Annotated in this window: 27 protein-coding genes and 1 pseudogene; 14 read left to right on the forward strand and 14 right to left on the reverse strand. The window is 62.1% G+C overall.

The window, feature by feature from the left end; translation table 11 throughout:
- Positions 1–1,491 carry a TRAP transporter large permease gene (locus J2J99_RS19185; protein WP_168298228.1) on the forward strand — a complete coding sequence of 497 codons (1,491 nt, stop codon included), beginning with the start codon at positions 1–3 and terminating at the stop codon, positions 1,489–1,491.
- 70 nt (positions 1,492–1,561) lie between these two features.
- Here the strand turns inward: J2J99_RS19185 and J2J99_RS19190 are convergent, their stop codons facing one another.
- Both J2J99_RS19190 and J2J99_RS19195 read right to left on the reverse strand, forming a co-directional pair.
- Entirely contained in the window at positions 1,562–2,668 is a 1,107-nt protein-coding gene (locus J2J99_RS19190; protein WP_168298230.1) for a TRAP transporter substrate-binding protein, read from the reverse strand.
- Between the two features lie 104 nt (positions 2,669–2,772).
- A complete protein-coding gene (locus J2J99_RS19195; protein WP_168298232.1) occupies positions 2,773–2,982 on the reverse strand; it encodes a hypothetical protein in 210 nt (69 codons plus the stop codon).
- Between J2J99_RS19195 and J2J99_RS19200 the strand changes: the two genes are divergently transcribed.
- The gene (locus J2J99_RS19200; RefSeq protein ID WP_168298234.1) at positions 2,960–3,739 is read left to right on the forward strand and encodes a gamma-glutamyl-gamma-aminobutyrate hydrolase family protein; all 780 of its coding nucleotides are present in this window, start codon (positions 2,960–2,962) and stop codon (positions 3,737–3,739) included. The genes J2J99_RS19195 and J2J99_RS19200 overlap by 23 nt on opposite strands.
- 116 nt (positions 3,740–3,855) lie before the next feature.
- Here J2J99_RS19200 and J2J99_RS19205 read toward each other — a convergent pair whose 3' ends face one another.
- From J2J99_RS19205 to J2J99_RS19215, 3 genes are all read right to left on the reverse strand, one after another.
- On the reverse strand, positions 3,856–4,821 hold the full coding sequence (locus J2J99_RS19205; RefSeq protein ID WP_168298236.1) for a 2-hydroxyacid dehydrogenase: 966 nt from the start codon (positions 4,819–4,821) through the stop codon (positions 3,856–3,858).
- A 28-nt stretch (positions 4,822–4,849) separates the two neighbouring features.
- Positions 4,850–5,872: a LacI family DNA-binding transcriptional regulator gene (locus tag J2J99_RS19210; RefSeq protein ID WP_029532233.1), complete on the reverse strand. Its 1,023-nt coding sequence runs from the start codon at positions 5,870–5,872 to the stop codon at positions 4,850–4,852.
- A gap of 120 nt (positions 5,873–5,992) precedes the next feature.
- Positions 5,993–6,505: a MarR family winged helix-turn-helix transcriptional regulator gene (locus J2J99_RS19215; RefSeq protein WP_168298238.1), complete on the reverse strand. Its 513-nt coding sequence runs from the start codon at positions 6,503–6,505 to the stop codon at positions 5,993–5,995.
- 85 nt (positions 6,506–6,590) lie between these two features.
- Between J2J99_RS19215 and J2J99_RS19220 the strand changes: the two genes are divergently transcribed.
- From J2J99_RS19220 to cysE, 5 genes are all read left to right on the forward strand, one after another.
- On the forward strand, positions 6,591–7,367 hold the full coding sequence (locus J2J99_RS19220; RefSeq protein ID WP_168298240.1) for a creatininase family protein: 777 nt from the start codon (positions 6,591–6,593) through the stop codon (positions 7,365–7,367).
- A 147-nt stretch (positions 7,368–7,514) separates the two neighbouring features.
- A complete protein-coding gene (locus J2J99_RS19225) occupies positions 7,515–8,588 on the forward strand; it encodes a CobW family GTP-binding protein (protein ID WP_168298242.1) in 1,074 nt (357 codons plus the stop codon).
- A complete protein-coding gene (locus J2J99_RS19230) occupies positions 8,588–9,577 on the forward strand; it encodes a WD40 repeat domain-containing protein (RefSeq protein WP_168298244.1) in 990 nt (329 codons plus the stop codon). The genes J2J99_RS19225 and J2J99_RS19230 overlap by 1 nt, the downstream gene beginning before the upstream one ends.
- A gap of 16 nt (positions 9,578–9,593) precedes the next feature.
- Positions 9,594–10,094 (forward strand): GNAT family N-acetyltransferase, encoded by a 501-nt coding sequence (locus J2J99_RS19235; RefSeq protein WP_168298308.1) that lies wholly within the window; start codon positions 9,594–9,596, stop codon positions 10,092–10,094.
- 87 nt (positions 10,095–10,181) lie between these two features.
- Positions 10,182–11,000: a serine O-acetyltransferase gene (cysE, locus tag J2J99_RS19240; protein ID WP_168298310.1), complete on the forward strand. Its 819-nt coding sequence runs from the start codon at positions 10,182–10,184 to the stop codon at positions 10,998–11,000.
- A gap of 135 nt (positions 11,001–11,135) precedes the next feature.
- Here the strand turns inward: cysE and J2J99_RS19245 are convergent, their stop codons facing one another.
- Together J2J99_RS19245 and odc2 are read right to left on the reverse strand one after the other, a co-directional pair.
- Positions 11,136–11,726, reverse strand: coding sequence for a GNAT family N-acetyltransferase (locus J2J99_RS19245; protein ID WP_168298246.1), 591 nt, complete (start codon positions 11,724–11,726; stop codon positions 11,136–11,138).
- Between the two features lie 94 nt (positions 11,727–11,820).
- The gene (gene odc2 / locus J2J99_RS19250) at positions 11,821–12,954 is read right to left on the reverse strand and encodes an ornithine/lysine decarboxylase (RefSeq protein WP_168298248.1); all 1,134 of its coding nucleotides are present in this window, start codon (positions 12,952–12,954) and stop codon (positions 11,821–11,823) included.
- Between the two features lie 528 nt (positions 12,955–13,482).
- Between odc2 and J2J99_RS19255 the strand changes: the two genes are divergently transcribed.
- The 3 genes from J2J99_RS19255 (at position 13,483) to J2J99_RS19265 (ending at position 16,213) form a co-directional block, all read left to right on the forward strand.
- The gene (locus J2J99_RS19255; RefSeq protein WP_168298250.1) at positions 13,483–14,376 is read left to right on the forward strand and encodes a LysR family transcriptional regulator; all 894 of its coding nucleotides are present in this window, start codon (positions 13,483–13,485) and stop codon (positions 14,374–14,376) included.
- A 128-nt stretch (positions 14,377–14,504) separates the two neighbouring features.
- Positions 14,505–15,146 (forward strand): DUF1007 family protein, encoded by a 642-nt coding sequence (locus J2J99_RS19260; RefSeq protein WP_168298252.1) that lies wholly within the window; start codon positions 14,505–14,507, stop codon positions 15,144–15,146.
- Positions 15,140–16,213 (forward strand): nickel/cobalt transporter, encoded by a 1,074-nt coding sequence (locus J2J99_RS19265; protein WP_168298254.1) that lies wholly within the window; start codon positions 15,140–15,142, stop codon positions 16,211–16,213. The genes J2J99_RS19260 and J2J99_RS19265 overlap by 7 nt, the downstream gene beginning before the upstream one ends.
- 1 nt (position 16,214) lies before the next feature.
- Here the strand turns inward: J2J99_RS19265 and J2J99_RS19270 are convergent, their stop codons facing one another.
- The 4 genes from J2J99_RS19270 to J2J99_RS19285 all read right to left on the reverse strand — a co-directional run bounded on the left by J2J99_RS19270 (position 16,215) and on the right by J2J99_RS19285 (position 18,651).
- The gene (locus tag J2J99_RS19270; RefSeq protein ID WP_168298256.1) at positions 16,215–16,421 is read right to left on the reverse strand and encodes a hypothetical protein; all 207 of its coding nucleotides are present in this window, start codon (positions 16,419–16,421) and stop codon (positions 16,215–16,217) included.
- On the reverse strand, positions 16,418–17,113 hold the full coding sequence (locus J2J99_RS19275; RefSeq protein WP_168298258.1) for a GNAT family N-acetyltransferase: 696 nt from the start codon (positions 17,111–17,113) through the stop codon (positions 16,418–16,420). Before J2J99_RS19275 ends, J2J99_RS19270 begins: the two co-directional genes overlap by 4 nt.
- Before the next feature lie 68 nt (positions 17,114–17,181).
- Positions 17,182–17,901: a tellurite resistance TerB family protein gene (locus tag J2J99_RS19280; RefSeq protein WP_168298261.1), complete on the reverse strand. Its 720-nt coding sequence runs from the start codon at positions 17,899–17,901 to the stop codon at positions 17,182–17,184.
- 111 nt (positions 17,902–18,012) lie between these two features.
- Positions 18,013–18,651: a 2-dehydro-3-deoxy-phosphogluconate aldolase gene (locus J2J99_RS19285; RefSeq protein ID WP_168298263.1), complete on the reverse strand. Its 639-nt coding sequence runs from the start codon at positions 18,649–18,651 to the stop codon at positions 18,013–18,015.
- Positions 18,652–18,805: 154 nt separating this feature from the next.
- Here J2J99_RS19285 and J2J99_RS19290 point away from each other — a divergent pair, with 154 nt between their 5' ends.
- From J2J99_RS19290 to trhO, 3 genes are all read left to right on the forward strand, one after another.
- On the forward strand, positions 18,806–19,294 hold the full coding sequence (locus J2J99_RS19290; protein ID WP_168298265.1) for a CYTH domain-containing protein: 489 nt from the start codon (positions 18,806–18,808) through the stop codon (positions 19,292–19,294).
- Positions 19,272–20,180 carry a CHAD domain-containing protein gene (locus J2J99_RS19295; protein WP_168298312.1) on the forward strand — a complete coding sequence of 303 codons (909 nt, stop codon included), beginning with the start codon at positions 19,272–19,274 and terminating at the stop codon, positions 20,178–20,180. Before J2J99_RS19290 ends, J2J99_RS19295 begins: the two co-directional genes overlap by 23 nt.
- Positions 20,181–20,241: 61 nt before the next feature.
- A complete protein-coding gene (gene trhO, locus J2J99_RS19300; RefSeq protein ID WP_168298267.1) occupies positions 20,242–21,171 on the forward strand; it encodes an oxygen-dependent tRNA uridine(34) hydroxylase TrhO in 930 nt (309 codons plus the stop codon).
- A gap of 41 nt (positions 21,172–21,212) precedes the next feature.
- Here the strand turns inward: trhO and J2J99_RS19305 are convergent, their stop codons facing one another.
- Positions 21,213–23,426 carry a putative bifunctional diguanylate cyclase/phosphodiesterase gene (locus J2J99_RS19305; RefSeq protein WP_168298269.1) on the reverse strand — a complete coding sequence of 738 codons (2,214 nt, stop codon included), beginning with the start codon at positions 23,424–23,426 and terminating at the stop codon, positions 21,213–21,215.
- 103 nt (positions 23,427–23,529) lie between these two features.
- A complete protein-coding gene (locus tag J2J99_RS19310; protein WP_168298271.1) occupies positions 23,530–24,909 on the reverse strand; it encodes a GH1 family beta-glucosidase in 1,380 nt (459 codons plus the stop codon).
- Between the two features lie 263 nt (positions 24,910–25,172).
- Between J2J99_RS19310 and J2J99_RS19315 the strand changes: the two are divergent.
- A pseudogene (locus J2J99_RS19315) lies at positions 25,173–25,573 on the forward strand (DoxX family protein).
- Positions 25,574–25,658: 85 nt separating this feature from the next.
- Here J2J99_RS19315 and J2J99_RS19320 read toward each other — a convergent pair.
- Complete coding sequence (locus J2J99_RS19320; RefSeq protein WP_168298273.1) at positions 25,659–26,846, reverse strand: Gfo/Idh/MocA family protein; 1,188 nt, start codon at positions 26,844–26,846, stop codon at positions 25,659–25,661.
- Positions 26,847–26,877 lie beyond the last annotated feature (31 nt).

A 26,877-nucleotide genomic window follows, 5' to 3' on the forward strand; every position in this document is an offset into this window, starting at 1 on the left:
TTGTTTGATTTCGGCATCATTCCGCCGGCCATGTTCCTTGGCATGGTCATCTTCATGCTCTACGGCTTTCCGGTGGCCTTTTCGCTCGCCGCCGTCGGCTTGTTCTTCGGCATCATCGGTATCGCCACCGGCCATTTCAGCGAAGCCTTTCTGCAGGCGCTGCCGCTGCGCTTTTTCGGCATCGTCTCCAACGACCTCCTGCTCGCCATTCCCTTCTTCACCTTCATGGGTGCGGTGCTGGAACGCTGCGGCCTTGCCGAGGATCTGCTCGAAGGCACCGGCAAGCTCTTTGGTGGCATTCCCGGCGGCCTCGCCTATGCCGTCATCCTGGTCGGCGCCGTGCTCGGCGCCATCACCGGCACGGTGGCCGCCTCCGTCATCACCATGGGCGTGATCTCGCTTCCGATCATGCTGCGCTACGGTTACAGCCCGCGCCTTGCCACCGGCGTTATCGCCGCCTCCGGCACCATCACCCAGGTGATTCCGCCCTCGCTCGTGCTCGTCGTCCTCGCCGACCAGCTCGGCAGGTCGGTCGGCGATATGTATCTCGGCGCAATCGGTCCCTCGATCCTGCAGGTGGGGATCTTCGTGCTCTTCATCCTTGTCATGTCGATCATCCAGCCGAAATCGATGCCGCCGCTGCCGAAAGAGGTCCGCGGCGATCTCAACTGGGCGCTGCTCGCCAAAGTGCTGATGGGCATGGTGCCATCGATCGTGCTGATCTTCCTCGTTCTCGGCACGATCTTCATGGGGCTTGCGACGCCGACGGAAGCCGGCGCGCTCGGCGTCGTCGGCGCCATGCTGCTCGCCGCCATGAATCGCCGCCTCACTTGGCCGTTGATCCGTGAGGCGATGACGTCGACCACCCACATCACCTCGATGGTGGTGATGATCCTGATCGGTTCCACCTGTTTCAGCCTGGTCTTCCAGGGCATGGACGGTTCGCGCTGGATCGAGCACATGTTGTTGGGCATCCCAGGCGGCCCGGTCGGCTTCCTGATCTTCGCCAACATCTTCATCTTCGTGCTCGCCTTCTTCCTCGATTTCTTCGAGATCGCCTTTATCGTCATTCCGATGCTCGCCCCCGTCGCTTCCAGCCTCGGCATCGACCTGATCTGGTTCGGCGTGCTGATCTGCGTCAACATGCAGACGAGCTTCATGCATCCGCCCTTCGGTTTCGCACTCTTCTATCTGCGCTCGATTGCCAGCAAGGACGTCAAGACATCCGATATCTATATGGGCGCGCTTCCCTGGGTCGGCATGCAGATCATCCTGGTGGCAATCGTAATCTTCTGGCCGCAGTCGGTCACCTACTGGTTGGACCATGGCCCGAAGGTCGATCCGAATTCGATCAAGATCGAGGTGCCGGGCTTCGGCGGCCAGCTCGGTCTGCCGCCAGTGGGCGGTGGCGGCAATGGCGCGCCGCAGATCCCCGGCTTGAACCTGCCGCCGCTCGGCTTGCCGGGAGCCCCGCCGCCACCCGCGAAATAACAGAGCCAAAAGAAAACCCCGGACCAGGCGTCCGGGGTTTTCGATGTGCTGGATGTGCCGTTGGAAGCGCTTAAAGCTTGCCGGCCCGCTGCTGGATCATCATGAACGTATCAAACGTGTATTCCGACAGCTGCATCCACAGATAGGCGTCGCGCTTGAAGGCGGTCTGGTCCTCGTAGATCTTTTTGAAATACTGGTTGTTGGCCGAGATTTCGCCGTAGATGCCCATGGCCGCCTGGAAGCAGGCTTCCATGATTTCCTGGCTGAACGGGCGCAGTGTCGCCCCTTCGGCGACGAGCTGCTTGAGCGCCGTCGGGTTCTTCGTGTCGTATTTCGCCAGCATGTTGGTGTTGGCGAAGGCGCAAGCGTCGGTGAGCGCTGCCTGATAATGCTTCGGCAGGTTGCTCCATTTATCCAGATTGAAGAACGCATGCACCGTCGGGCCGCCTTCCCACCAGCCCGGATAATAGTAATACTTCGCCACCTTGTGGAAGCCGAGCTTCAGATCGTCATAGGGGCCGACGAATTCCGCCGCATCGATCGTGCCCTTTTCGAGCGCCGGGTAGATGTCGCCGCCGGCGATCTGCTGCGGGATGACGCCGACCTTTTCCATGACCCGGCCGGCCAGACCGGCGATGCGCATCTTGACGCCCTTCAGGTCATCGAGCGTATTGATTTCCTTGCGGAACCAGCCGCCCATCTGTGCGCCGGTATTGCCGGCCGGCAGGGCATACATGCCCTGCGTGGCGTAGAACTCGTTCATCAGCGTATTGCCATTGCCTTCGTAGAACCAGGCATTGGTCAGGCGGCTGTTCAATCCAAACGGGATGGCTGTTCCGAAGGCGTAGGCCGGATCCTTACCGACGAAATAATAGGAGGTGGTGTGGGCTGCCTCGACGGTCCCTGCGGCCACCGCATCGACGGCCTGCAGGCCCGGCACGACTTCACCGGCCGCGAAAGGCTGGATGGTGAAATTGCCGTCGGTCGCGGCGGCAACGTGCTTGGCGATGTCTTCGGCACCGCCATAGATCGTATCCAAGCTCTTCGGAAACGACGACGTCATGCGCCACGCGATCTTCGGATTCTCTTGCGCGATCGCAGGTGCTGCCAATGCCGTTGCGGCGACCGCGCCGGCCCCGGCGGTTCCCGCCTTCTTGAAAAACGAACGACGATCCATCAAAAACCTCCCGTATAGATGGCACTGCGCGGCCGATCTTCACCCCTACCCGCAGCGAGGGCAGAGCTAAGCATGGCGAGGGCCGCGATTCAAGCTTTAGTCTATTAGCCTTTGGCATCAAGACGGTAATAAGGCAACACGCAGGCACCCATCAAAATCAGCGGGTTAGCTGCGAGGACAGAAGCAACGACGAGGCGCTGGCGGAAATTGGCCGCCAGCCGCAGCCAAACGTTGACTTCGCCGCCATTCTGGCGGCAGAAACGACAAGCAGAAGATTTCACCGGGGCAAACATGACGAAACCGATCGTTGCCATTCCTGCCGATATCCGCAGCTTCGACGGCGCGAGCTGGCACGCCGTGCAGCATCAATATCTCAGTGCCGCATTGAATGCGGCCGGCGTCATGGCTTTTATCATCCCGGCTTTCGAGGCGGGCTACGACACCGACGCAATCCTCGACCGCGTCGATGGTCTGCTGGTATCGGGCTCGGCCAGCAATGTGCATCCTTCGCTTTACGGCGCTGAGGCGAGTGACAAGGACGGTCCCTTCGATCCCGCCCGTGACGCGACAAGCCTGCCGCTCATCCGCCGCGCCATCGATCGCGCCATCCCGCTGCTCGCCATCTGCCGCGGCATTCAGGAGTTGAATGTCGCTCTCGGCGGCTCGCTGGCAAGCGAGATCCACGAGCAGCCCGGCATCTGGGACCATCGCCGGCCGGAAGGCGTCGACCGTGACGGCATGTACGCCATCCGCCAGACAGTCCACGTCAGGGAAGGTTCCTGCATTGCCGGCATCCTTGGCCCGGGCGATATCCGCGTCAATTCGCTGCATCGCCAGGCGATCGCCAGGACCGCGCCGCGCCTGCAGGTGGAAGCCACTGCCGAGGACGGCACCGTGGAGGCCGTTTCCGTCATCGATGCCAAGGCCTTCGCCGTCGGCGTGCAATGGCATCCGGAATATTGGGCCGAAACCGACAAGACGTCGAACCGGCTGTTTGCCGCCTTCGGCGATGCCGTCCGCGACTACGCTGTCGCCAAACCGCCAGTGACCGCGGCGCCGGCAATCGCCTGAAGAGGCCAAAAGAGCGTCGGATCAAATTGATTCATGCGAGCCGCTTCAGCCCTTTGTTTTGATGCCTGTCGTTGTCCCGGAACGGCTGCACGCTTCCGGGCGACAGGCATAGGAACTCAGTTTCGCTCGGCCTTTTGCGGCGTCTCCGGCACCGGCGTCAGCGCCGCCCCCCTTTCGAACCAGGCGATCAGATTGTCGGCGACGAGATGGGCCATGGCGTTGCGTGTGGGCTCGGAGGCTGAGGCGACGTGCGGCAGCAGCACGGCATTCGCCGCTTCCATGAGCGTCGCCGGCACGGTCGGCTCGTCATAGAAGACGTCCAGACCAGCCCCACCGAGCGCACCCGATGCAAGGGCGGCACTCAGCGCCTCTTCATCCACCGTCCAGCCGCGGCCGACATTGATGAGGATGCCGTTCGGACCGAGCGCGGCGAGGATATCGCCATCGATCGTCTTATGCGTCTGCGGGGTCTTCGGAACGATGGCGATCAATGTGTCCACCGCCTCCGCCAGTCCCTTCAACGTCGGGTAATAGTCATAGGGCGCATCGGCGTGACGCGAGCGCGTGTGATAACTGATCTTCACCTTGAACGGCTCCAGCCGTCTGGCAATCTCGAGCCCGATGCGGCCGAGGCCGTAGAGCCCGACATGACGGCCCTTGAGCGAGAAACGCGACAACGGATAGGCCGTGCCCGACTTCCAGTTGCCCGCACGCAGCCAGGCTTCGGCCCGCGGCAATTCGCGGATCGTGTTCAGGAGCAGGCCAATCGCCGTGTCGGCAACCTCGTCGTTCAGAACGTCTGGCGTATTGGTGACCACGATGCCCTTTTCGGCTGCCCGTTTCACATCCATGCCGTCATAACCGACGCCAAAACTGGCGATCACTTCGACGCCCGGCAACTGATCCATCCAGCGGCCGGGGAAGGCGCCGGAGACGGCGACGCCGCGGATGTGCCTGGCGGTCTCGCCGTCGAGCGCCAGCTTTTCCTCGCGGGCGACGGCAATGATCTCAAAACGATCCTTCAGTCTTTCGAGAACACGCTCGTGTATCTTCCCAGGAACGAGAATGGCGATGCGGGACATGGCATTTCCTCTTGGACGGGGGTCTGGTTCAGGCGCGGGGCCGATGGGGACTGGTCGACTGGCGGATGCGCATTTCCGGCTTGATCAGATGCATGCCGTCAGGTTCGTGGCTGCCGGCGAGACGATCGAGAAGCGCGCGCGCAGCCAGGCGGCCGACTTCGGTCTGGCCGTTCCAGACGGTTGTCAGCGCCGGCGTGGCGATCGAGGCCTCCTCGAGATCGTCATAACCGGTGACGGAAATGTCGCGCCCCGGCACCAGGCCGGCACGGGCAATGCCGTTCATCAGGCCGATTGCGACAAGATCGTTCCAGCAGACGGCCGCCGTCGGCTGCTGCGGCAGCGAGAGGAAGTGCACCGCCGCCTCGAAACCGCCCTGCTTCGAGCGAGGGCCGGGAATGCGCAGGTTCGGATCGACTTCGATGCCCGCCTTGCGCAGCGCATTGACATAACCCTGGTAGCGGTCGCGGCCGGTGGACGTCTGGTCCGTGCCGCCGATCATCGCGATCGAGCGGTGACCTAGGCCGATCAGGTGGTTGGTGGCCAGCGAAATGCCGTAGCTGTCGTCACCGCGATAGGTCGGCAGCTCCAGACCGTCCATCGAGCGGGCGACGAGGATTGCCGGCATGCCGTTTTCCTCCGCCAGCTGCAGATCTTCCGGCGGCGTGCCGATCGCCGGCGACATGATGACGCCGTCGCCGCCGAGCTGCAGCAGCGTCTCGATGAAGGTGCGCTGCTTTTCGACGTTGTCGTAATGATTGGAAAGGATGAAGGTGTGGCGGCTGCGATCGAGCTCGCTTTCGATCGCCTTCAGGATCTCGCCGTAGAACGGGTTCATGATGTCGTGAACGACGACGCCGATGATGCCGGAGCGCGAGGTGCGAAGGCTGGCGGCGCGGCGATTATAAATATAGCCGAGCGCGCGCGCCTGTTCCTTGATCTTTTCCCGGGTATTGCCGGCGACGAGCGGACTGTCGCGCAAGGCAAGCGAGACCGTCGCGGTTGAAATGCCGAGCGTCTCGGCGATTGTCGAAAGCTTGATCTTCTGGACCACGTGTCCTCCTCCAGGCAGCACGCACGACAGCAGGGCCGCGTGGGAAAACCGGCACGGCCCCTTAAAATGTTTAATTAAAAGATTTAACAGGCGGAGGCAATTCGTCTTTTCGACGAAGTTTTAGTCTTCGTCGGGCTCTTCTAAGACAAGCGCTTCTGCCTGCAGATTGGCGTCGATCGCCTTCAGCAGGCGAACGAGATTGCGGATTTCCTTATCTGAGAATTCTTGAGTCGCCAGCCTGTCGCAGGCCGAGGCCGCCATCTCGATCGCCCGCACGCTGTCGCGGCCAAGCGCAGTGAGATAGACCTTGGTCAAGCGCGCATCCTCGGCGTCGGGCCTGCGCTCGAGGAAGCCCTGCGCTTCCATGCGTCCGATCGTCCGCGTCATCGTCGGCGCCTTGACGCCGAGCTTTTGGGCAAGACCGCCGGCCGTCATGCCGTCGCTCTCGGCAAGCGAAAGAATGACGCCGTCCTGGCCGGCATAGAGGCCGCTCTCGAAAAGGTTGCGCGATAGCACCGTCCGCATGGAACGAGCCGCCTGGGTCAGCGCCGGCGAGAGATCGACGAGCGTATACTCCGTCTGGTCCTTCTTCTTGGACTTGCTCTTCTTGCCGTCCTTATGCTTCTTTCCCATAGCCATCCCTTTGATCTTTAAGCCCCGACGCCGCTGCGATATGACATTGCCCATGATCTCGTCATAAACAAGAGGCAACGACCGGATGATGACGCCTTCACCCCGCTTCGAGGAGAGAGCCCCCGGCCGGAGCAGCCCGATCGCCATACTGCCGCTTGGTGCACATGAGCAGCATGGCCCTCACCTGCCTTTCGAAACCGACACGCTGATTGCCGAAGGTATTGCCGGACGGTTGAAGATGGCGTTGCCCGCCGACCTGCCGGTCACCTTCCTGCCCGCCGAGACGGTCGGCTACTCCGTAGAGCACATGGATGTTGAAGGAACGAAGACGCTCACCTTCGACGGGGCGGTCAACCGCTGGCTCGGCATCGCTGAAGGTCTGGCGAAGAAGGGAATCCACAAATTCGTCATGCTGAACGCTCATGGCGGCAATTCGCCCCTGATGACCATCGTCGCGACTGAGGCCAGGGTCCGCTTCGCGATGTTGGCGGTGGCGACGAGCTGGACCCGCTTCGGGTTACCCGATGGCGTGATCCTGCCGGAGGAAAAGGCAATTGGCATTCATGGCGGCGATATCGAGACCTCGGTCATGCTGGCGCTTCATCCGGATAAAGTCGACATGGCGAAGGCGGCGGATTTCCCCTCCCGCCAGAGTGAATTTGCCGGGCGCTTCAAACATCTGCGCGCCTACGGGCCGCACGCTTTCGGCTGGAAGATGCCGGATCTAAATCTGCAAGGCGCGGCGGGCAACGCGGCGGCGGCGACGGCTGAAAAGGGCGAAGCGCTGCTTGCCCATGCGGTGAGGGGCCTGGTCGAATTGCTGGAGGATGTCGACGCCTTCGACGTCAGCGAGTTCCGGTGACGACGACGGATCGCACCGGCAGATGACGTGATCTTATAACATTATAAAACCCTTTGAACTGCCGCGCCCATGCCATTATATGAGACCAACCGTTTGAAGCCGCCGATGTGAAGCCGCTCGGCCGCACGCCTAATCCTAGAGGTTCTCATGACCGACGCGACAGCCACCCAGAAGCCCATTCCCGTCACCGTGCTCACCGGTTATCTCGGCGCCGGCAAGACGACGTTGCTCAACCGTATCCTGTCGGAAAATCACGGCAAGAAATATGCGGTCATCGTCAACGAGTTCGGCGAAATCGGCATCGACAACGACCTGATCGTCGAGTCGGACGAAGAAATCTACGAAATGAACAATGGCTGCGTCTGTTGCACGGTGCGTGGCGACCTGATCCGCGTCGTCGAAGGCCTGATGCGCCGGCCCGGCCGCTTCGATGGCATCATCGTCGAAACGACCGGCCTTGCCGATCCGGTGCCGGTTGCCCAGACCTTCTTCATGGATGACGACGTGCGCGCCAAGACCGAGCTCGACGCCGTTGTCGCTCTCGTCGACGCCAAGCACCTGCCGCTGCGCCTGAAGGACAGCCGCGAGGCCGAGGATCAGATCGCCTTCGCCGACGTCATCGTCATTAACAAGAGCGACCTGGTGACCGCGGAAGAACTTGATGTGATCGAAGACATCGTCCGCGCCATCAACCCGGCCGCCCGTGTCTACAAGACCAGCCGTTCCGGCGTCGACCTCGCCCGCGTGCTCGATCAGGGCGCCTTCAACCTGGAGCGCGCGCTCGAAAACGATCCGCATTTCCTGGAACACGGCCATGACGACCACGTCTGCGGCCCGGATTGCGAGCATGATCACGACCACCACCATCACGACCATGATCACGACCATCACCATCATGGTGCGATGTCGGCGATCCATGATGTGACGGTGCAGTCGGTGTCGCTGCGCGGCGGCGAGATGAAGCCCGAACGCTTCTTTCCGTGGATTCAGAAAGTCACCCAGGTGCAGGGCCCTAACATTCTTCGCCTCAAGGGCATCATCGCCTTCAAGGACGATCCGGAGCGTTATGTCGTCCAGGGCGTGCACATGATCATCGAGGGCGATCACCAGCGTCCGTGGAAGGATGGCGAGAAGCATGAAAGCCGTCTCGTCTTCATCGGCCGCGATCTCGACCGAGAAAAACTCGAGGCTTCGTTCAAAGCCTGCGAGGCCGCCGCCTGATGCCGACTGTTGCACCGCTTGATCTCGACGGCCACGTTCTGGCCGTCGAATTTTTAGGTGACATCCCCTTCTTCGCAAACGCAAACGGCACGTTTCACCGGCTGGACGGCGGCGAGAGGGTTTGCGAAGCCCATCAGGGCATGCTCACCGCGATCCGCGATCCCTATAGCGAAAGCCTGATCTCCGGCGGCGAGGACGGCAAGGTCCTGCGCATCGCCGCCGACGGCAGCCTCAGCGAACTCGCGACCGCACCGCGCAAATGGATTTCGCAGGTCGCGGCCGGCCCGCAAGGCGCGGTCGCCTATTCTTACGGCAAGAGTTCGCTCGTCCGCCTTGCCGACGGCACGACCAAGGAATTCCCGGAGGAGCGCACCGTCGAAGGCATCGCCTTCGCGCCGAAGGGGCTGCGCATCGCCGCTGCCCGTTATAACGGCGTGTCGCTCCACTGGGTCGGCACGAGCGCCAAACCGGTCGATCTCGAATGGAAGGGCGCCCATACCGGTGTCACCTTCTCGCCGGATGGCAATTTCCTCGTCACCTCGATGCAGGAAAATGCCCTGCACGGCTGGAAGCTCGACAGCAAGCCTGGCGCCGAGGCCCGGCACATGCGCATGACCGGCTATCCCGCCAAGGTGAAATCGCTTTCCTGGTCGGTCAAAGGCAAATGGCTCGCCTCGTCAGGCGCACCCGCCGCCATCGTCTGGCCCTTCCAGGGCAAGGACGGGCCGATGGGTAAGGCACCGCTCGAACTCGGCACCCGCGCCAATATCATGGCGACCTCGGTGAAATTCCATCCGCTGGAGGACATCCTTGCCATCGGCTTCATCGACGGCATGATTCTGGCCGTGCGCATCGCCGACAGCAAGGAAGCGTTGCTGCGGCGCCCCGGCAAGGGCGCGATCACGGCGATGAGTTGGAGCGCAAACGGCAAGTTGCTCGCCTTCGCCTCCGAAGCCGGCGATTGCGGCGTCATCGACATTTCGGCTTGAGGCCGTGTTGCCGGCGATGGATGGCGCTCTGGAACCAGAGATCGTGACGCTCGGCGCCGAACACATGCAGGTGGCGGCAGGGATCCGGCGCGTGGCGCTGTGGCAGCGCCTGCCCTGGCTGCCGGATCTACATACTCCTGAGGAAGAAGAGCGGTATTGGCGCATGCATCTGCTGCCGAACTGCACGATTCTCGGCGCCGCCGTGGGAAACAAGCTCGTCGGCGTCATCGCCTATGGCGACGACTGGATAGAGCAGCTTTACGTTCTCCCGGATTTCCAGGGCATCGGCATCGGCTCCCTGCTTCTCGGCTGCGCCAAACAGGAGATGGACGAGATCAGGCTCTGGACGTTCCAGCGCAATAGGGGCGCGCGCGCCTTCTACGAGCGGCAGGGCTTTACCGCGCAGGAGGAGACCGACGGCGCCGATAATGAAGAAAGAGAGCCTGACGTGCTCTATCATTGGCGCCGGCTTCCGAAGCTGATGCCTGGCCTGCGGCCGTCTGATCCGGGGCCGTAGAACATCGGCCTGACCAAATGCCTTGGCCAGGTGAAAATGACCGGCGCGCAGGAAGTGGCCGCGCTGTCGCTGACAGAGGAGACGGGAATGCCGAAATCGACCGGCCTCGGTTTGGCCGAACAACAGCCACCGTCCCTGGACAATGCCTCCGTCTGGGCGGTGATCCGCGCCGAGGCGGCCAAACTTGCCGTGGGCGAGCCGATCTTGCGACGGCTGCTCGCCACAGAGGTAACCGACGCCACCGGCGACAACGAGATCATCGCCCGAGTACTGGCCGCACGACTTTCCGTCACGCAGGTAGAAACGGGCAATCTGCTCGATCTTATCCTCGCCACCCTCACCGACGATATCATGCGGAAAGTCGAGGCCGATCTCGCAGCCGTGCGCGAGCGCGACCCGGCCTGCACGACGTTCCTGCACGCGCTCCTGAACCTCAAGGGTTTTCATGCGCTGCAGACGCATCGCATCGCCCATGCACTCTGGAACGCCGGCCGCCCTGAGATCGCCACCTGGCTCGCCAATCTCGCCTCGCGGGTCTTCGGTCCGGATATCCATCCGGCCGCCCGGATCGGCGCTTCCATCATGCTCGATCATGGCTCGGGCATCGTCATCGGCGAAACGGCGCTGATCGAGCATGAAGTATCGATCCTGCAGAATGTGACGCTCGGCGGTACCGGCAAAGAAACCGGCGACCGGCACCCGAAGATCCGTCGCGGCGTGATGATCGGCGCCGGCGCCAAGATCCTCGGCAATATCGAAATCGGCGCCTTCAGCAAGATCGCCGCCGGCAGCGTCGTGCTGAAAGCGGTTCCTGAACATTGCACGGTCGCCGGCGTACCGGCCACCGTCGTGCGCATCCACCGCGCCGACGAAATCCCGGCCGAGACGATGGATCAGAATATTTAGAAGAATTCCAGCGGAGCGATTGTGCCGGGAAGGACAATCCGCGCCGCGACCACGGCAGGCCCGCCTGCCTGCGTGGTCAAGCGTCGCGGACATTGCCAGGCGGAGGAAGGATTTCCACCCCGGCCAGCCAACGGGTTAGGCGGCGCGGCGAACCGGCGCGCCGGCCAGCATGCGTCCGCACGGGACGATCATGCCGGCCGCGCCGTCAAGCCAGCCTTCCGTGAGCTCGAGCGCAAGAAAGCGCGAGCGTTCGAACGGACCCGGCATGACAAGATGACGAGCCTTTTCGGCGAAGAAGCCGAAACGCTCGTAATAGGCGGCGTCGCCGACCAGCAGGACAGCGCCATGGCCGCGGTTTTTCGCTTCGAGGATCGCCGCGCGCATCAGCGCCGCGCCGATGCCCTTGCCGCCGTGACGGGAATCGACGGCGAGCGGACCGAGCAGCAGCGCATTGATCGGCGTGCCTTCATCATTGACGCCGGCCTCGATGTTCCAGAGCCGCACCGAGCCAATGACATGACCATCTCGATCGCGCGCGACGAGCGCGAGACCCTCGGCCGGAACACGGTTGCGGCGGATCTTCTCCGACGACTTCTTGCGCCGATCCGGCCCCATGACGCGGTCGAGCAGGTTTTCACGGGCAACGACATCCGAGGGATTTTCGGCGTCGATGGCGAAGGTGGTGGGCGCAAAGAATGCGCGGACAGAATCAAGAACAGCGGCCATCTTGGCCTCCCGTACCCAATACCGTTATCAGCGGCGATGAAGGAAAATTGTGAAGTTGCCGCCCCGGCTGGTTACGGGGCCGGCGGAAACGACCTTAGATGACGTAGGCCTGCAGCGGCTCGAAACCGTTGAAAGCGACCGCCGAATAGGTCGTCGTATAGGCGCCGGTGCCTTCGATCAGAACCTCGTCGCCGATCGAAAGGGAAATCGGCAGCGGATAAAGGTTCTTCTCGTAGAGCACGTCGGCCGAATCGCAGGTCGGACCGGCAATGACGCAGGGCTCCATCTCGTCGCCATCGTGCTCCGTGCGGATCGGATAGCGGATGGCTTCGTCCATCGTCTCGGCGAGGCCGCCGAACTTGCCGATGTCGAGGAAGACCCAGCGGGCGTCGTCATTGTCCGACTTCTTCGAAATCAGAACGACTTCCGCCTTGATGACTCCGGCATTGCCGACCATGCCGCGGCCCGGCTCGATGATCGTCTGCGGGATCTGGTTGCCGAAATGCGTGCGCAGCGCCTGGTAGATCGACTTGCCGTAAGCTTCTGCCGACGGAACGTCGCGCAGATACTTGGTCGGAAAGCCGCCGCCCATGTTGACCATCTGCAGGTGGATGCCCTGCTTGGCAAGCGAGACGAAGACACGCTTGGCATCGGCGAGCGCGGAATCCCAGGCATCGACCTTGGTCATCTGCGAACCGACATGGAACGAGACGCCGTAGGACTGCAGGCCGAGCTGATGGGCATAGACGAGAACGTCGACGGCCATCTGCGGAACGCAGCCGAACTTGCGCGACAGCGGCCATTCCGCGCCTTCGCCATCGGTGAGCACGCGGCAGAAGACACGGGCGCCGGGAGCGGCGCGCGAGATCTTCTCGACTTCCTCGTGGCTGTCGACGGCAAAGAGGCTGACGCCGAGCGCATGGGCGCGGGCAACGTCGCGTTCCTTCTTGATCGTGTTGCCGAAGGAGATGCGGGCAGCGGTCGCACCGGCTTCGAGCGCCATTTCGATTTCGGCAACGGATGCGCAATCGAAATTGGAACCGAGGCCTGCGAGCAGCTTCAGCACCTCAGGGGCCGGGTTGGCCTTGACGGCGTAGTAGATGGCGCTGTCCGGCATGGCGTGACGGAAGGCGTGGAAATTGTCGCGAACGACGTCGAGGTCAACCACGAGGCAGGGACCTTCGGGACGTCGGGTTGCGAGAAAGTCGCGGATGCGCTGGGTGGTCATATCGATTCCCTCTTCCAGTTCCAGCTCCGGCATAAACCGGAGGACAAAGGGCATACGAGAACTCGCATTGGAACCAGCCGGTGGAGACCCCGGAACCATAGCAAGCGCTTGATGCGCGGATAGTGAACCAACGCCGCGGACGCGGTGTAAGTTCGGCTTTGTCTGCCATGGATTGGAGGGAGAATCCCAACCGCACTTCCGGCAATGATGGTGTGCCTCTTCAGTAACCCCCGCTGATGGAAAGCAGGGAGAGAACAAAAAGGCCCGCACCGTCGTTGCTTCAGGCGTCCTCGCATTTTCCGGTTGGCCGGAATAGCGACTGGAGGGGTTAATTCCAGGTACCTTACCGATTTCCTCACCAATTCGAGGGTTCGGCGGACACCCATGGGCACGTGCGACTTTGGGCTGAGCTGGAAATAAGAATATTCGCCTTCACAATCAAGCGTTTTTTTGATCTGGAGGTCAAAAAAATAATTGAACAGGTCGAGCCAATTTGTTCAATGTTTCGCAACAGATTGGGGAAGCGCCATGGACACTCTGACCCGCATACGCGCCTTCATCGATGTCGTCGAGGCCGAAGGCTTTTCCGCCGCGGCACGGCGCACCGGCCGCTCGAAGGCGCTGCTTTCCAAATATGTGCGCGAACTGGAAGACGAACTCGGCGCACTGCTGCTCAACCGCACCACACGGCAGTTCTCCATGACCGAAGCCGGCCACACCTATTACCGCAGCGCTTCCGATATTCTGAAGGAGATCGACAACCTTGCCGATCTCGTGCGCGAAAACAATGCCCAGTTGAAGGGACGGCTGCGCATCTCCGTCCCCCGCACCTTCGTCGACGCCGACGTCGGCCAGTCGCTGATCGATTTTGCCGCCGAAAACCCTGACCTTTCGCTGGAGATCGCCGCCGATGACCGATTCGTCGACCTGATCGAGGAAGGCTTCGACGTGGCGATTCGGATTTCCAAACTCGAAGATTCCGGCATGATCGCCCGCAAGATCTCCGATTTCCGCGTCCATCTCTGCGCCACCCCGGATTTTATCAAGCGTCATCCCGACCTTGAGCATCCGAGCGCCATTTCCAATGTCCCCTTCATCGTCGATACCAATTCGCGCACCCAGGGGAGCATTCGCTTCTACAACCCTGATAGCACCACCTTCGCCGTCGCCGTATCCGGGCCGATAGAGGTCAACAGTCCGCATGCGACATTGCGCGCAGCCCTCGCAGGCATCGGCATCGCCCTCATCCCCGATTTCATCGCTCGCAAGCCGATCGAGAGCGGGGAACTGCTGACGCTATTTAACGATTACATCCCGACCGACCGCGGCATCTATGCCGTCTACCCGCACCGGCGCTACCTGCCCGCCAAGGTGAGGATCTTCGTCGACTACCTGCACAACTGGTTCAAGAAGCATCCGTGAGGCTGCGCCGAAAGAAGCGCCCGACTGGGCGATCGGACGTCGACGATCGGCATCGGCCGCAAGCCGGTCCCAATTCCGTCCCAATTTCTGGCAAGAACTCGGGTCGAGCGAATAAGGCAGCGGGACGCATGAAAAAATCCATACCACTGATAGCCGCGCTTCTTTCGCTGGCGCCGGCCGCCGCCCTTGCGCATCCGCATATCTTCGTGGAGGCGCGGCTTGAAGTCGTCGCCGGTGCCGACGGCAGTATCGAGGAATTGCGCAATGTCTGGCGCTTCGACGAGGTCTTCTCCTCCTCGGTCGTCATGGATTTCGACAAGAACACCGATCTGAAGCTCGATCCGAACGAACTTGCGCAGGTCGGGAAAACGGTGAAGCAGTCGCTTGCCGACTACGACTACTACATGAACCTGACGGTCAACGGGAAGAACGTCACCGTCCAGCAGCCCGACATCATCCATGTCGACTACAAGAACGGCCAGCTGTTGATGTTCTTCGCGGTCAAGCCGGCGGAGAAGATGCCGCTCAAGGGCAGGCTCACTTTCGGCGTCTACGACCCGACGCTCTACACCTCGATCGACTTTCCGACCGACAACGAACTCGCAACGGTCGGCGACAGCTTCAACGCCTGCAAACACCAGGTGGTGAGACCGGACGCCGACGAGGTAATCTCACAAAACAAGCAGTCGCTGACGGACGCCTTCTTCAACGATCCGACCGGCACCAATATGTCCAAGCTCTTCGCCACCCGGCTGGAGATTACATGCTGATGAAACGCCCCCTCATCCTTTCTGCAGCACTTCTTGCGCTCATGACGGTGGCAAGCCTTGCCCATGCGCAATCGCCGCTCGGAATTGGCACGGCCGAACCGAGTTTTCAACCGACCGGTGGGCCGTTCGCACCGCTTTTGCTCTATGTGAACTATGAGCAGCAGGCCTTCTACCGGGCGCTGACGGATGCCTTGAAGGGCATGCGCGAGGATCCATGGCAGCTGACATCGCTGATCGGTCTTTCTTTCGCCTACGGCGTCTTCCATGCCGCCGGCCCCGGCCACGGCAAGGCGGTCATCTCCTCCTACATGATCGCCAACGAGCTCGAGCTGAAGCGCGGCGTGGTGATTTCTTTCATTTCGGCTTTCATCCAGGGGGTCGTTGCCGTCGCCCTGGTCGGCGGCGCCTGGTTGGTGCTGCGCGGCAGCGGCATCACGCTGACGGCCGCGACTCACGCGATGGAAATTGCCAGTTTCATCATGGTCATCCTCTTCGGCGGCTGGCTGCTGTTTCGCAAACTGCGCTCGATGGCGGACAATTTGCCGCGACGCCGGCTGATGGCCACGTCCGCCGGTCCGGTCGGCATGATGCTCGATTGGAAGGACAACGCCGCCGCACGCCAGGCCTATGCCTTCAATGGCAAGGCGCAGGCCGTGGACGCCGGCCATACCTTCGTTCCGGGCATGGTCTGCGAGACCTGCGGCAATGCGCATGTGCCGGATCCGGCCCTGCTCGCCGGCGACAGGTTCAGCCTCGGCGAAGCCTGGTCGGCGATCGTGGCCGTCGGCCTCCGCCCGTGCTCCGGTGCGCTTCTGGTCATGACCTTTTCGCTGCTGAACGGGCTCTATCTCGGGGGCATGCTGTCGGTCGCCGCCATGTCGTTCGGCACTGCGATCACCGTTTCCATCCTTGCTACCCTCGCCGTCACCGCCAAGAGTGCCGCCGTCCGCCTGTCCGGGCGCGGCTCGACCGCCTCCATCTGGATCGGCAACGCTATCGAAATCCTCGGCGCCCTGCTCGTCATTCTGATGGGGGCCCTGCTGCTCGGGGGCTCCCTGCAGGGGTAGACTATTTTCCTCGGCCGCGCTGGTAGCGCGCCCTGAGCCAGAAGACCGCGAAAAACGCCATGATCAGGCAGACGCCGACGGCGATCCCCAACACCGGCGAGAAATTGCCGATCCATAAGACGATGGTCGGCAGAAAATAGATGACGAGGCCGGCGCCGAGCAGAATGATGGCGGCGGCGATCGCCTGCGAGCGGCTCTCCTGATTCACGCGAGCCGTTCCTTTTCCAGATCGGCGCGAATATCCTGCAACCGCCGGATCTGGTTACCGGCGGCGTCGAAATTCTCCGGCGAAAGCCAAGCCTCGAAGGCATCGTTGATCAGCGGCCATTCGGCATCGATCATCGAGAACCAGGCAGTGTCGCGGTTGCGGTGCTTGGAGATCATGTGCTGGCGGAACACCCCTTCGAAGCTGAAGCCGTAGCGGGCGGCCGTCGTCTTGCTCGCCTCGTTCTTATTGTCACATTTCCATTCGTAGCGGCGATAGCCGAGATCCTCGAAGACGTGCTTGGCCATCAGGTAATGCGCCTCGGTGGAAAGCGGCGAACGCTTCATCCCGGGGCCATGCGCCACGCCGCCGATCTCGACCACGCCGTTTGCCGGGTCGGCGCGCATATAGTTCGCCATGCCGACAATCTTGCCGGTGGCGTTGTCGCGGAAGATATGGGTGAGCCAGCCGGACTTGGTGTAGACGGCTTCCAGCCAGTTGGCGAAATCTTCGATGCCGGAAAAATCGTCCTGCGCGAAATAAAGCAGCAGCGGGTTGATCCCCATGCCTCCAAGCCCGTCCCATAGCGCCTCGAGATGCTCCGCGCGCCGATAGGGCTCGACGGTGACGAAACGGCCCTTCAGCGTGACCGGCTTCGGCGCCGGGCAGCCCTTGAAATTTGCAAGATCGCGCATGTTCGCTCACTCCCCTTATTGGAAGAGTGGATAGGCCAGCCGCCCGACAAAGGCAACCGGCCGAGATGTTACTGTGACAAGGTCGTCTTGGCGGAGGAGACCGTCGCCTCGATATGATCGACCAGCTGATCGGCAAGGCCGAGCCGGCCGGCGAGCAGATCGAGATAACCGCGCTCGGCGCGCGAATCCGGATCGATGGTCAGCCGCGAGGCGGTATAGAGCTCGACACGCTGCTCTTCCGTCACCGCCGCGGCGACGAGCGCATCGATATCGGTCGGCGAGGCGAGTTCGCGCTCGATGAAGGCGGCAGCTTCGCCGCTGACATCGGCGGCTTTGATCTTGTCCATGATCAGGGCGCGCTCGGCATCGTCGATATGACCGTCGGCCTTGGCGGCGGCGATCATCGCGCGGATCAGCACCAGCACGAATTCGTTGCTGCCGGCTGGCGATGCGGGCCCGAAACCGGATTCGGCCGGCGGCGGCAGCAGAACCGGATTGTTTGCCGACGGCGCATCCGAGGGAGCTGCGGGCGCCTGCCCCGCCTGGTAATTCTTATAGGCCTGGTAACCGAGGCCGGCGATGGCGGCGAGACCGCCGATCGCCAGTGCGTTGCCGGCAATACCGCGGCCGGTCTTGGTGCCGAGCAGCACGGCCGCGATCGCGCCGGTCGCCAGCGGATTGTTCCTCGCCGTCTGCACGGCTTCACCCGCCCGGTCGCGGACCGAACCGCCGAGACCCGGCACCTGCGAGCCCAAGAACTGGTCGAGAAGCTTCTTTGCGTCGATCATTCCTCGTCATCTCCCTGTTAAAGCCCGAGGAGAACATAGGTTTGCGACGACCGAAATACAAATTGGAAGCGGGATCGTGCCACGAGGCCCGACCCCGCCTAATGCCGAAACTCAAGCCTCGAGTGCTGCTGCTTCTGCCGCAAGCTTGGTGATCCCCGCCCAGTCGCCAGCAGCGACCATTTCCTTCGGCGCCACCCAGGAACCGCCGACGCAGATGACGTTCGGCAGCGACAGATAGTCATTGGCGTTCTTCAGTGAAATGCCGCCGGTCGGGCAGAATAGCGTGCCGGCAAGCGGTGAGGAAAGCGCCTTGAGGAAGGCGGCGCCGCCGGCCTGCTCAGCAGGAAAGAACTTCAGCACCTGATAACCTTCTTCGCGCAATGCCATGACTTCGCTGGCGGTCGCGGCTCCAGGAAGCAGCGGCACGTCGGAATCGGCGGCGGCATCGAGCAGTTCCTGCGTCGTGCCGGGGCTGACGATGAACTTGGAACCGGCCCCGACGGCGGCTTCCCAATGCGCGGCGTTCAGGATCGTGCCGGCGCCGACTTCGGCGCCTTCGACCTCTGCGGCGACGGCGCGCACGGCATCCAGTGCGGCCGGCGTGCGCATGGTGATCTCGATTGCCTTCAGGCCGCCTGCGACGAGCGCACGGGCCAGCGGGACCGCCGACTTGGCATCATCGACGATCAAGACCGGGACTACCGGCTGGAGTTTCAGGATGGAAAGGAGTTTCTCTGTTTTCTCGCCCATGGTCGCGCGACCTCCTTGAAACGATTGAAATTGCATCCCGAATAGCGCCACCGCCGGACCTTGTCGAGATAAAACCAAGCCACATGCGAAGATGGGTAGGAAATGCGCCGAAATTGGTCTACCGTGCAGCAATCGTCACAAAAGGTTCACCGATATGGCGAAAGAGATCGAGCGGAAGTTTCTCGTACGCACCGATGGATGGCGATCCGCCGTTGCGGCCAAGTCGATGCTCAGACAGGGCTACATCGCCTCGATGGATGATCGTTCGGTCCGGGTGCGCATTCTCGACGGCAAGAAGGCCAGATTGACGATCAAGATCGGCCGCAGTGCCATCACCCGTGACGAATTCGAATACGACATCCCCGTTGCCGATGCCGAAGAGCTGCTGCAGAACGCGATCGGCATCGTCATCGAGAAGACGCGCTACCGCGTCCCGCATGAGGACTTCGTCTGGGAGGTCGACGTCTTTGCCGGCGAGCACCGCGGATTGGTGATCGCCGAGGTGGAAATGACCGCGGAAACTGACAGTCCGGCGCTGCCCGCCTGGCTTGGCCGCGAAGTGACCGGCGATTTCCGCTATTCCAACCAGGCCCTCGCCACAGAATACGAGCATGACAGGCATGGCCTATCGAATACGGCCTGAGGCCGATTTCACCGACGAGTTCCGCAGCGTTGCGACGGAACAGCTGGATCATGCCATAAGGGTTCTCGAAGAGCGGCCGGATGGCGCCCATGAGGCAATCCATTCCTTCCGCAAGAATCTGAAGCGGCTACGCTCGCTCTACCGGCTCGTGCGCCGGGAAGTGTCCGATTTCCAGGCCCATGAAAATACGAGACTGCGCGATGTCGCAGCATCGCTTTCCGCGATCCGTGACGCCAATGCCCTTATCGGCACCGCGCAATATCTCCAGAAGACCGCTCGCGGCAAGGAGGAGAGCGAGGCGCTCGGCCGCATCGTCACCATTCTCGAAGGACGCCGCGACTGGATGTCGGAAGCCGAAAGCGGCCTGGAGCAGCGGCTGGTGGAAACCTCCGGCGCGTTGAAGGAGGCGACCGCCGCCTTGGATGAGGTTTCATTCGATAGCAGCCACCGCAAGAATGCCCGCATGCTGGCGAAGAGTTGGCGCCGCACCGCGCGGAAGGCGACGGCCGCGCTTGCGGCCTGCCATGGCCAGGCATCGGCCGACGATTTCCACGAGCTGCGCAAGCGCACCTATGATTACCGGCTCTATCACGCCCTCCTGCGCGACGTGTGGCCGGGTGCGATGAAGACCAAGCGCGACGCGGCCGAGGACCTCGTGGAAGATCTCGGTCATGTCCACGATCTGGCGGTCCTTTCCGAATTGGTCGAGGCCGAACCGCAGCTCTTCACCCGCAATGACGACCTGACCCATCTGCTCGACGCGATCATCTTCCGTCAGCAGGAGGAGCGGCGCCGAGCACTCGTCAAAGCCGAAGCCGTCTTCGCCGACGATCCCGACGAGGAAGCGGAGCGCATCGAGCTTCTCTGGCTGGCGGCGCGGAACTGAGAGGCGGCCGTCATTTGCGAATGCAATTGCGTCTCCGGCCGATTTTCTGTATTTCCCGACCATGACCGACAGCCTGACGCACACCGGCCCGTTCCTCGTAGCGGCGCTCTACCATTTCGTTTCAGTGCCGCGCTTTGCGAGCATGCAGGCGCCGTTGCAAGCGCTTTGCGAAGAAAACGGCGTCAAGGGAACGCTGCTTCTGGCGCATGAGGGTATCAACGGCACGATCGCGGGACCGGATTCCGGCATCGGCACCGTGCTCGCCTTCCTGCGTGCCCAGCCGGAATTTGCGAGCCTGGAGCACAAGGAAAGCCGCGCGTCGAAAATGCCTTTCCTGCGCCTGAAGGTGAAGTTGAAGAAGGAAATCGTCACCATGGGTGTCGAAGACATCGACCCCAACAAGGTGGTCGGCACCTATGTGGCGCCTCAGGACTGGAACGCGTTGATTTCCGACCCTGATACGATCGTCATCGACACCCGCAACGACTATGAAACGGCGATCGGCACGTTTCGCGGCGCGCTCGACCCGAAGACGAAGACGTTCCGCGAATTTCCAGATTGGGTGCGCCAGAATACCGGTCTGCACAACAAGCCGAAGATCGCCATGTACTGCACCGGCGGCATACGCTGCGAGAAGGCCACGGCCTTCATGAAGGCTGAGGGCTTCGATGAGGTCTATCATCTCAAGGGCGGCATCCTCAAATATCTGGAGGACGTCCCGCAGGAGGAAAGCCTCTGGGATGGCGCCTGCTTCGTGTTCGACGAACGTGTTTCGGTCGAGCATGGGCTGAAGGAGGGCGAACACAAGCTTTGCCACGCCTGCCGCAATCCGATCACCGCCGAGGAAATCACCTCGCCGCTCTACGAGGAAGGCGTTTCCTGCAGCCACTGTTATCACGCGCGCACCGAGGAAGACCGGCTGCGCTACCGTCAGCGGCAGCATCAGATCGCGCTGGCAAGAAAGCGCGGCCAGCGCCATATCGGCAGCTAAGCTGTCCGGGTGGACGGGGTTGCTGCCTGCGAGTTTCGCCGTCAGGCCGCGCCGAGACGGCGCAGGCTCGACGGCTCCGCAGCACGAAGCTCGTTGAGCATGTCAGTAATTCGCTCGGCCACCATCGGCTTTCCGAACAAGTAGCCTTGCAGGCAGTCGCAACCGAACAGGCGCATGGCGACGGCCTGTCCCTCGGTCTCGATGCCTTCAGCCGTCACCGGGATGTCGAGCGAGCGGGCGAGCGCCACCGTTGCCTGCAGCATTTCGCGCTGGCGCTTGTCCTCGTTGACGCCCATCACCAACGAGCGGTCGATCTTGATGCGGTCGAAGCCGAACTGCCTGAGATAACCGATCGAGGAGAAGCCGGAGCCGAAGTCGTCGAGCGCCACTTTCACTCCCAGCCCCTTCAGCCGTTCGATCGACTGGCGAGTGCGCTGCGGATTCTGGATCATGTAGCCTTCGGTGATCTCCAGCGTGATGCGGCTGGCCTCGATCTCCGTCTGCTTCAAGACATAGCGCACATAGTCGGTGAAGGCGGGATTGCGGAACTGGCCGGGCGAGACGTTGACCGAAACGTTGAGTTCCGGCCATTGTTTGGCCGTCTCGCAGGCTTTGCGCAGCACGAACAGGCCGAGCGATTCGATCAGGCCGCTGGTCTCGGCGATCGGAATGAATACTTCGGGCGAAACAGGGCCATGGCCCGGGCGGTTCCAGCGCACGAGCGCCTCGACGCCGGTCAGCGCCTGCGTGGTTGCATCGACCAGTGGCTGATAGGCAAGCGTCAGGTCGCCGCTTTCGATGGCGTTTCTGAGATCGAGCTCCAGCGCATTGCGCTGCTCGCGGTCCGCATCCATCGACGGATCGTAGAGCGTCATGCGCGCGCGGCCGGCCTCCTTCGCCTTGTACATGGCAAGATCGGAGCGGCGTACCAGTTCCTCGCGCTCGATCGTACCGGCAGGCGACATGGCGATGCCGATGCTGGCCCCGACGACAACAACGCGGCGACCAATCTCCAGGGGGTCGACCAGAAAATCGAGGATTTGCTCGGAAAGCTGCAGCGCGGCGGCATTCTCGCCGTCGGAGAGAAAGGCGATTGCGAACTCGTCGCCGCCGATGCGCGCGAGCACCGCGCCTTGCGGAATCAATACTTTGAGCCCGGCCGCAACCGCCCGGATCAATTGGTCGCCGGTGCCGTGTCCATAGCTGTCATTGACTTCCTTGAAACCGTCGAGGTCGAGATAGAGGAGCAGAACATTGCGCTTGCTCTGACGGGCTTCGGCGACAAAACGGTCGACGGCGAGCCCCAGGCCGTCGCGATTGGACAGCCCGCTCAGCCTGTCGCGCAGTGCCTCCTCGCGAGCCATGTTTTCCTCCGCCTTCAGGCGGCGGCCGGCGAACCAGCCGATCGCGAGCAGCACCACGAAGAACATGCCGACCAGACCGAGAGCCTCGATGACCATCGGCCGCACCTGGGCATAGGCCACATTCCCCGGTGAACGCGAGGTCCAGACGAGTTTGCCGAGCGTCGCCCCCATCGGATCGACGATGGGCACGAGATAATCGGCTTTGAACGTCGCCGGCGCCAACCTTAACCCGCCGATGACGTAGGTCTGACCGAGCGCGCTCACCCTCTCGTCATCGAGATGACGGGCGAAAATGAGATAGCGATGTAGACCGGCAGGCACATCGAGCGCCCCGGATTTTTGCCGTACCAGCGCCACGCCGGCAGCGGCAATCCCCCGTTTGGTGCTGACGAAACCGACGGCCTGAGGTATGTCCGCGGGGCCGGCCGCTTTGACCGTATCGAGCAGCTTCCAGAGAGAAGGCGCGAAGAAATCCGTGAGCGCCTCCTCCATCGGCTTGCCGTCGCGATAGGCGATGATCGAATTCTTCGCGTCATCGATGACGACCGCCATATCAAAAAGCGAACTGTTGACCGACATCTCGCCATAGTTGCTGACCGTCCACGCCATTCCATCAGGCGCGTAAACATTGGCGGCCGCATCGTCCCAGGCGGCATAATCGTCGAGCGTCGCCCCGAGTTGATCTTCGAAGGTCTTCAACGCGCCGATGGTCGTTTCACGCGAGCGCTGGTCATCTAGGACATTGGCATTTTCAGCCACGCGTTCAATTGCCGTCAACACCATGATAGTTGCGACCGCGACGATGACAGCAAAGGAGAACAGGACGACCGTGACGGTGATGTGACGGCCTATTCCCGATCTCTTGCCCTGCGATTTTCCGAGTATCTGCATTACCACTCCCTGACCAAAGGACTTTGCCAGCCAAGGGTTCAGAAACGTTTAAGCAACCGCCTGTTGCAGATATCGTCGCGCTATTTTTTGACAGGATTCGCGTTCAGATCTCACCCGGCCTGTGATTGCCTTTGGGAAATTGTGCCGCGAGGTCGCGATACCATTTGCCGCTCTTCTTCACCGTCCGCAGCTGTGTCTCATAATCGACATGCACGAGGCCGAAGCGCATGCGGTAGCCTTCCGCCCATTCGAAATTGTCCATGAGGCTCCAGGCGAAATAGCCGCGCATGGGGTAGCCGTCCTTGATGAGGCCGGCCACGACATCGAGATGGTCGCCAAGATAGTCGAGGCGCATCGTGTCATCGACCTCGCCATCGGCGACAGCTGTGTTGTCGCAGGCACCGTTCTCGGTGATGTAGCATTCCGGCAGATCGTAGCGGCGGTAGAGATCCTCGGCCAGGAGCCTCAGGCCCGGCGCATAGATTTCCCAGCCGATGTCGGTCTTGACGTCGCTAGCCGGCCGCGCTTTCACGGTCCAGGGAAAATCGCTCCTGCGATCGGTATCGTCGGCGACGCGCTCGGGCGTGTAATAATTCAGACCCCACCAGTCGAGCTTCTGGCTGATCAGCTTCAGGTCACCGTCCTCGATGACAGGCATGCGGTCACCGAGCGCCTCGACGAATGCCTTGGGATATTCGCCCTTGAAGACTGGGTCGAAGAAGGCGCCGTTGTGGAACTGATGCGCGCGCTCGGCGGCGGCGAGGTCGGCAGGGCTGCTGGATCCGGGAATGATCGAGGCGGCGTTGAGCACAAGCCCGACCGGAACGGTCGGGGACTCCGAACGGATCGCTTCGACGCCGAGGCCGTGCGCAAGGTTCATATAGTGCATGGCGTGAAGGGCGGCCTGCATGTTGCGCTCGCCCGGCGCATGGAATCCGTAGAGGTGGCTGAGCCAGACGATGCACCAGGGTTCGTTGAAGGTCGCGACGGCATCGAGGCGGTCACCAAGCCGGTTCATCACCGTCTTGGCGTAGCGCTGATAGGCGTAGGCGGTCGAACGCGCCGTCCAGCCGCCGTCACCGGCTAGCAGCAGCGGCAGATCCCAATGGTAGAGCGTTGCGAAGGTCTTGATCCCGCGCGCCTTGCAGCCGTCGACGAGCCGATCGTAGAAATCGAGACCGGCCTCATTCACCGGACCCGTGCCGTCCGGGACGATGCGCGGCCAGGCGATCGAGAAGCGATAGGCCTCGACGCCCATCTCCTTGATGAGATCGAGATCCTGCTCCAGCCGGTTATAGTGATCGCAGGCAACGTCGCCATTATCGCGATTGTGGACGCGCCCGGGCATGTTGCAGAAAGCGTCCCAGATGGATGGCTTGCGCCCGTCGGCCTTGCTCGCACCTTCGATCTGGAAGGCGGCGGTGGCGACGCCAAAGGTGAAATCGCCAGGAAAGCGGTCTGCAAGCGTCTTCGCATCGATCATCTGTAAATTCCGGTCTCTTAGCGTTTGAATGGATCGTTTAGGCTCGGATTTAGCCAAGGCGGAAAACAAAGTACAGGTCCGGCAGCCGAAAACTGCAACGTTACAGCAAGCCGTGAAGCGGTGGAGTCTGCAGCATTTCGTCGCGCTCATCCGCCGCGATCTCCGACGCTGACGCTCTCATAATGTGAACGTCAGAACTCGTGACTTGCCGCCGCGCGCGATCACCGACACAGCCAAGACATCGCAAACATGAAAGGAAGCCGCTGCTGTCTTCGACCAATCTGCGGCAGCCGCACCTGCTGAGCCTCCTGCGGATCATCTCGTCGCTCGTGTTGTTCAGCCACGGCAGGCAGAAGATCCTGCATTTTCCGGCCGCGGCAAGCGTGCCGCCGATCGGCTCGCTCTCCTGGATTGCCGGGCTGATCGAACTCACCCTCGGCTTCCTGGTCCTGGTCGGATTCCAGACCCGCATCGCAGCCTTCGTACTCTCGGGGCTGATGGCCTTCGCCTATTTCATCGGCCACGCGAGAAGAGCCTTTATCCCGTGCAGAACTGCGGCGTTGCGGCGATGCTGTTCTGCTTCGTATTTCTCTATCTGGCGGCGGCGGGCGCCGGGCCGCTCAGCGTCGACAGCCTGATGAAGCGCAACCGCGCTGCGGCCTGACGAATGACGGACAGACCAAGGCGGCCAATGGCCGCCTCGGCGTTTTCACGGGGTCCACCCGATTCCAGGCGCGGATCGCCAAGCCTCAGAGCTTCACCCAGGCGCCGTTTTTCCTGGACGAGGCAACACAGGCCTCCACGAAGGCCACACCCTTCACGCCGTCGTCGACGGTCGGATAGACCACCCCCTTGTCAACCGCTGTGCCCTTCTTGCGGGCGTTGATCGCATGTGCGGCTTCCGTATAGATCGTCGCGAAGGCCTCGAGATAACCCTCCGGATGGCCTGAGGGTACGCGTGTAACACGGCCGGCGGCCGCACCGGCGCCGGCCCCGCCACGGGTGATCAGCCGCTTCGGCTCGCCGAAAGGCGTGTACCAGAGGTAATTCGGATCCTTCTGCGTCCATTCCAGACCACCCCTGCTGCCGTAGATGCGGACCATCAGGCCGTTTTCATGGCCGGGCGCGACCTGGCTGCACCAGAGCATGCCCTTAGCCGGCTTCTCCGAGCCCTTAGCCTTGAAGCGCAACATCACATGGGCATTGTCATCCAGCCGGCGTCCGGGCACGAAACTGTCGAGATCGGCCGCCAGACTGTCGAGTTCCAGGCCTGATATGAAGGAGGCCAGGTTATAGGCGTGCGTGCCGATATCGCCGGTGGAGCCACCGACGCCGGACTGGGCGGGATCCGTGCGCCAGGCGGCCTGTTTCTGGCCGGTCTGCTCGACCGCTTCCGTCAGCCAGTCCTGCGGGTATTCAGCCTGGACGACCCTGATGTCACCGAGTTCGCCGTTGGCGATCATCTCGCGCGCCTGGCGGACCATCGGATAACCGGTGTAATTGTGCGTCAGCACGAAGAGCGCGCCGCTTTCGTCGGCGACCTTTTTCAGCTTCTTCGCATCGACAAGGTTCGATGTCAGCGGCTTGTCGCAGATGACATGGATGCCGCGCTTCAGAAATTCCTTGGCCGCGTCGTAATGCACATGGTTCGGCGTAACGATCGCCACCGCCTCGATGCCGTTCTTCAGCTTCGCCTCGCGGATCGCCATTTCGCGATAGCTGGAATAGGTTCGCGACGGATCGAGGCCGAGGTCGCGGCCGGACTGCACGGCCTTTTCAGGCGTCGACGACAGCGCCCCGGCGATGAGGTCGTACTGATCGTCGATCCGCGCCGCGATCCGGTGCACCGCGCCGATGAACGCGCCCGCGCCGCCGCCTACCATGCCAAGCCGAATGCGCGGCTCGCGAGTCTGTTCGGATGATGCTTCGATTGCCATTATTGTCCTCCTGAATCTTTCTTCCCTTCTC

It is taken from the genome of Rhizobium binae (assembly GCF_017357225.1).
Classification (GTDB): Bacteria; Pseudomonadota; Alphaproteobacteria; order Rhizobiales; family Rhizobiaceae; genus Rhizobium; species Rhizobium binae.

Excerpts from the sequence above, each read along its gene's own strand:
- J2J99_RS19215 (WP_168298238.1), bottom strand. The coding sequence starts at position 6,505 with ATGGGAAAGAAGCATAAGGACGGCAAGAAGAGCAAGTCCAAGAAGAAG.
- J2J99_RS19195 (WP_168298232.1), bottom strand. The coding sequence starts at position 2,982 with ATGGCAACGATCGGTTTCGTCATGTTTGCCCCGGTGAAATCTTCTGCT.
- trhO (WP_168298267.1), top strand. The coding sequence starts at position 20,242 with ATGACCGACAGCCTGACGCACACCGGCCCGTTCCTCGTAGCGGCGCTC.
- J2J99_RS19305 (WP_168298269.1), bottom strand. The coding sequence starts at position 23,426 with ATGCAGATACTCGGAAAATCGCAGGGCAAGAGATCGGGAATAGGCCGT.
- J2J99_RS19290 (WP_168298265.1), top strand. The coding sequence starts at position 18,806 with ATGGCGAAAGAGATCGAGCGGAAGTTTCTCGTACGCACCGATGGATGG.
- J2J99_RS19265 (WP_168298254.1), top strand. The coding sequence starts at position 15,140 with ATGCTGATGAAACGCCCCCTCATCCTTTCTGCAGCACTTCTTGCGCTC.
- J2J99_RS19230 (WP_168298244.1), top strand. The coding sequence starts at position 8,588 with ATGCCGACTGTTGCACCGCTTGATCTCGACGGCCACGTTCTGGCCGTC.
- J2J99_RS19245 (WP_168298246.1), bottom strand. The coding sequence starts at position 11,726 with ATGGCCGCTGTTCTTGATTCTGTCCGCGCATTCTTTGCGCCCACCACC.
- J2J99_RS19255 (WP_168298250.1), top strand. The coding sequence starts at position 13,483 with ATGGACACTCTGACCCGCATACGCGCCTTCATCGATGTCGTCGAGGCC.
- cysE (WP_168298310.1), top strand. The coding sequence starts at position 10,182 with ATGCCGAAATCGACCGGCCTCGGTTTGGCCGAACAACAGCCACCGTCC.
- J2J99_RS19220 (WP_168298240.1), top strand. The coding sequence starts at position 6,591 with ATGATGACGCCTTCACCCCGCTTCGAGGAGAGAGCCCCCGGCCGGAGC.
- J2J99_RS19205 (WP_168298236.1), bottom strand. The coding sequence starts at position 4,821 with ATGTCCCGCATCGCCATTCTCGTTCCTGGGAAGATACACGAGCGTGTT.
- J2J99_RS19260 (WP_168298252.1), top strand. The coding sequence starts at position 14,505 with ATGAAAAAATCCATACCACTGATAGCCGCGCTTCTTTCGCTGGCGCCG.
- J2J99_RS19285 (WP_168298263.1), bottom strand. The coding sequence starts at position 18,651 with ATGGGCGAGAAAACAGAGAAACTCCTTTCCATCCTGAAACTCCAGCCG.
- J2J99_RS19310 (WP_168298271.1), bottom strand. The coding sequence starts at position 24,909 with ATGATCGATGCGAAGACGCTTGCAGACCGCTTTCCTGGCGATTTCACC.
- J2J99_RS19190 (WP_168298230.1), bottom strand. The coding sequence starts at position 2,668 with ATGGATCGTCGTTCGTTTTTCAAGAAGGCGGGAACCGCCGGGGCCGGC.
- J2J99_RS19280 (WP_168298261.1), bottom strand. The coding sequence starts at position 17,901 with ATGATCGACGCAAAGAAGCTTCTCGACCAGTTCTTGGGCTCGCAGGTG.
- J2J99_RS19225 (WP_168298242.1), top strand. The coding sequence starts at position 7,515 with ATGACCGACGCGACAGCCACCCAGAAGCCCATTCCCGTCACCGTGCTC.
- J2J99_RS19275 (WP_168298258.1), bottom strand. The coding sequence starts at position 17,113 with ATGCGCGATCTTGCAAATTTCAAGGGCTGCCCGGCGCCGAAGCCGGTC.
- J2J99_RS19200 (WP_168298234.1), top strand. The coding sequence starts at position 2,960 with ATGACGAAACCGATCGTTGCCATTCCTGCCGATATCCGCAGCTTCGAC.
- odc2 (WP_168298248.1), bottom strand. The coding sequence starts at position 12,954 with ATGACCACCCAGCGCATCCGCGACTTTCTCGCAACCCGACGTCCCGAA.
- J2J99_RS19320 (WP_168298273.1), bottom strand. The coding sequence starts at position 26,846 with ATGGCAATCGAAGCATCATCCGAACAGACTCGCGAGCCGCGCATTCGG.
- J2J99_RS19235 (WP_168298308.1), top strand. The coding sequence starts at position 9,594 with ATGGATGGCGCTCTGGAACCAGAGATCGTGACGCTCGGCGCCGAACAC.
- J2J99_RS19295 (WP_168298312.1), top strand. The coding sequence starts at position 19,272 with ATGGCCTATCGAATACGGCCTGAGGCCGATTTCACCGACGAGTTCCGC.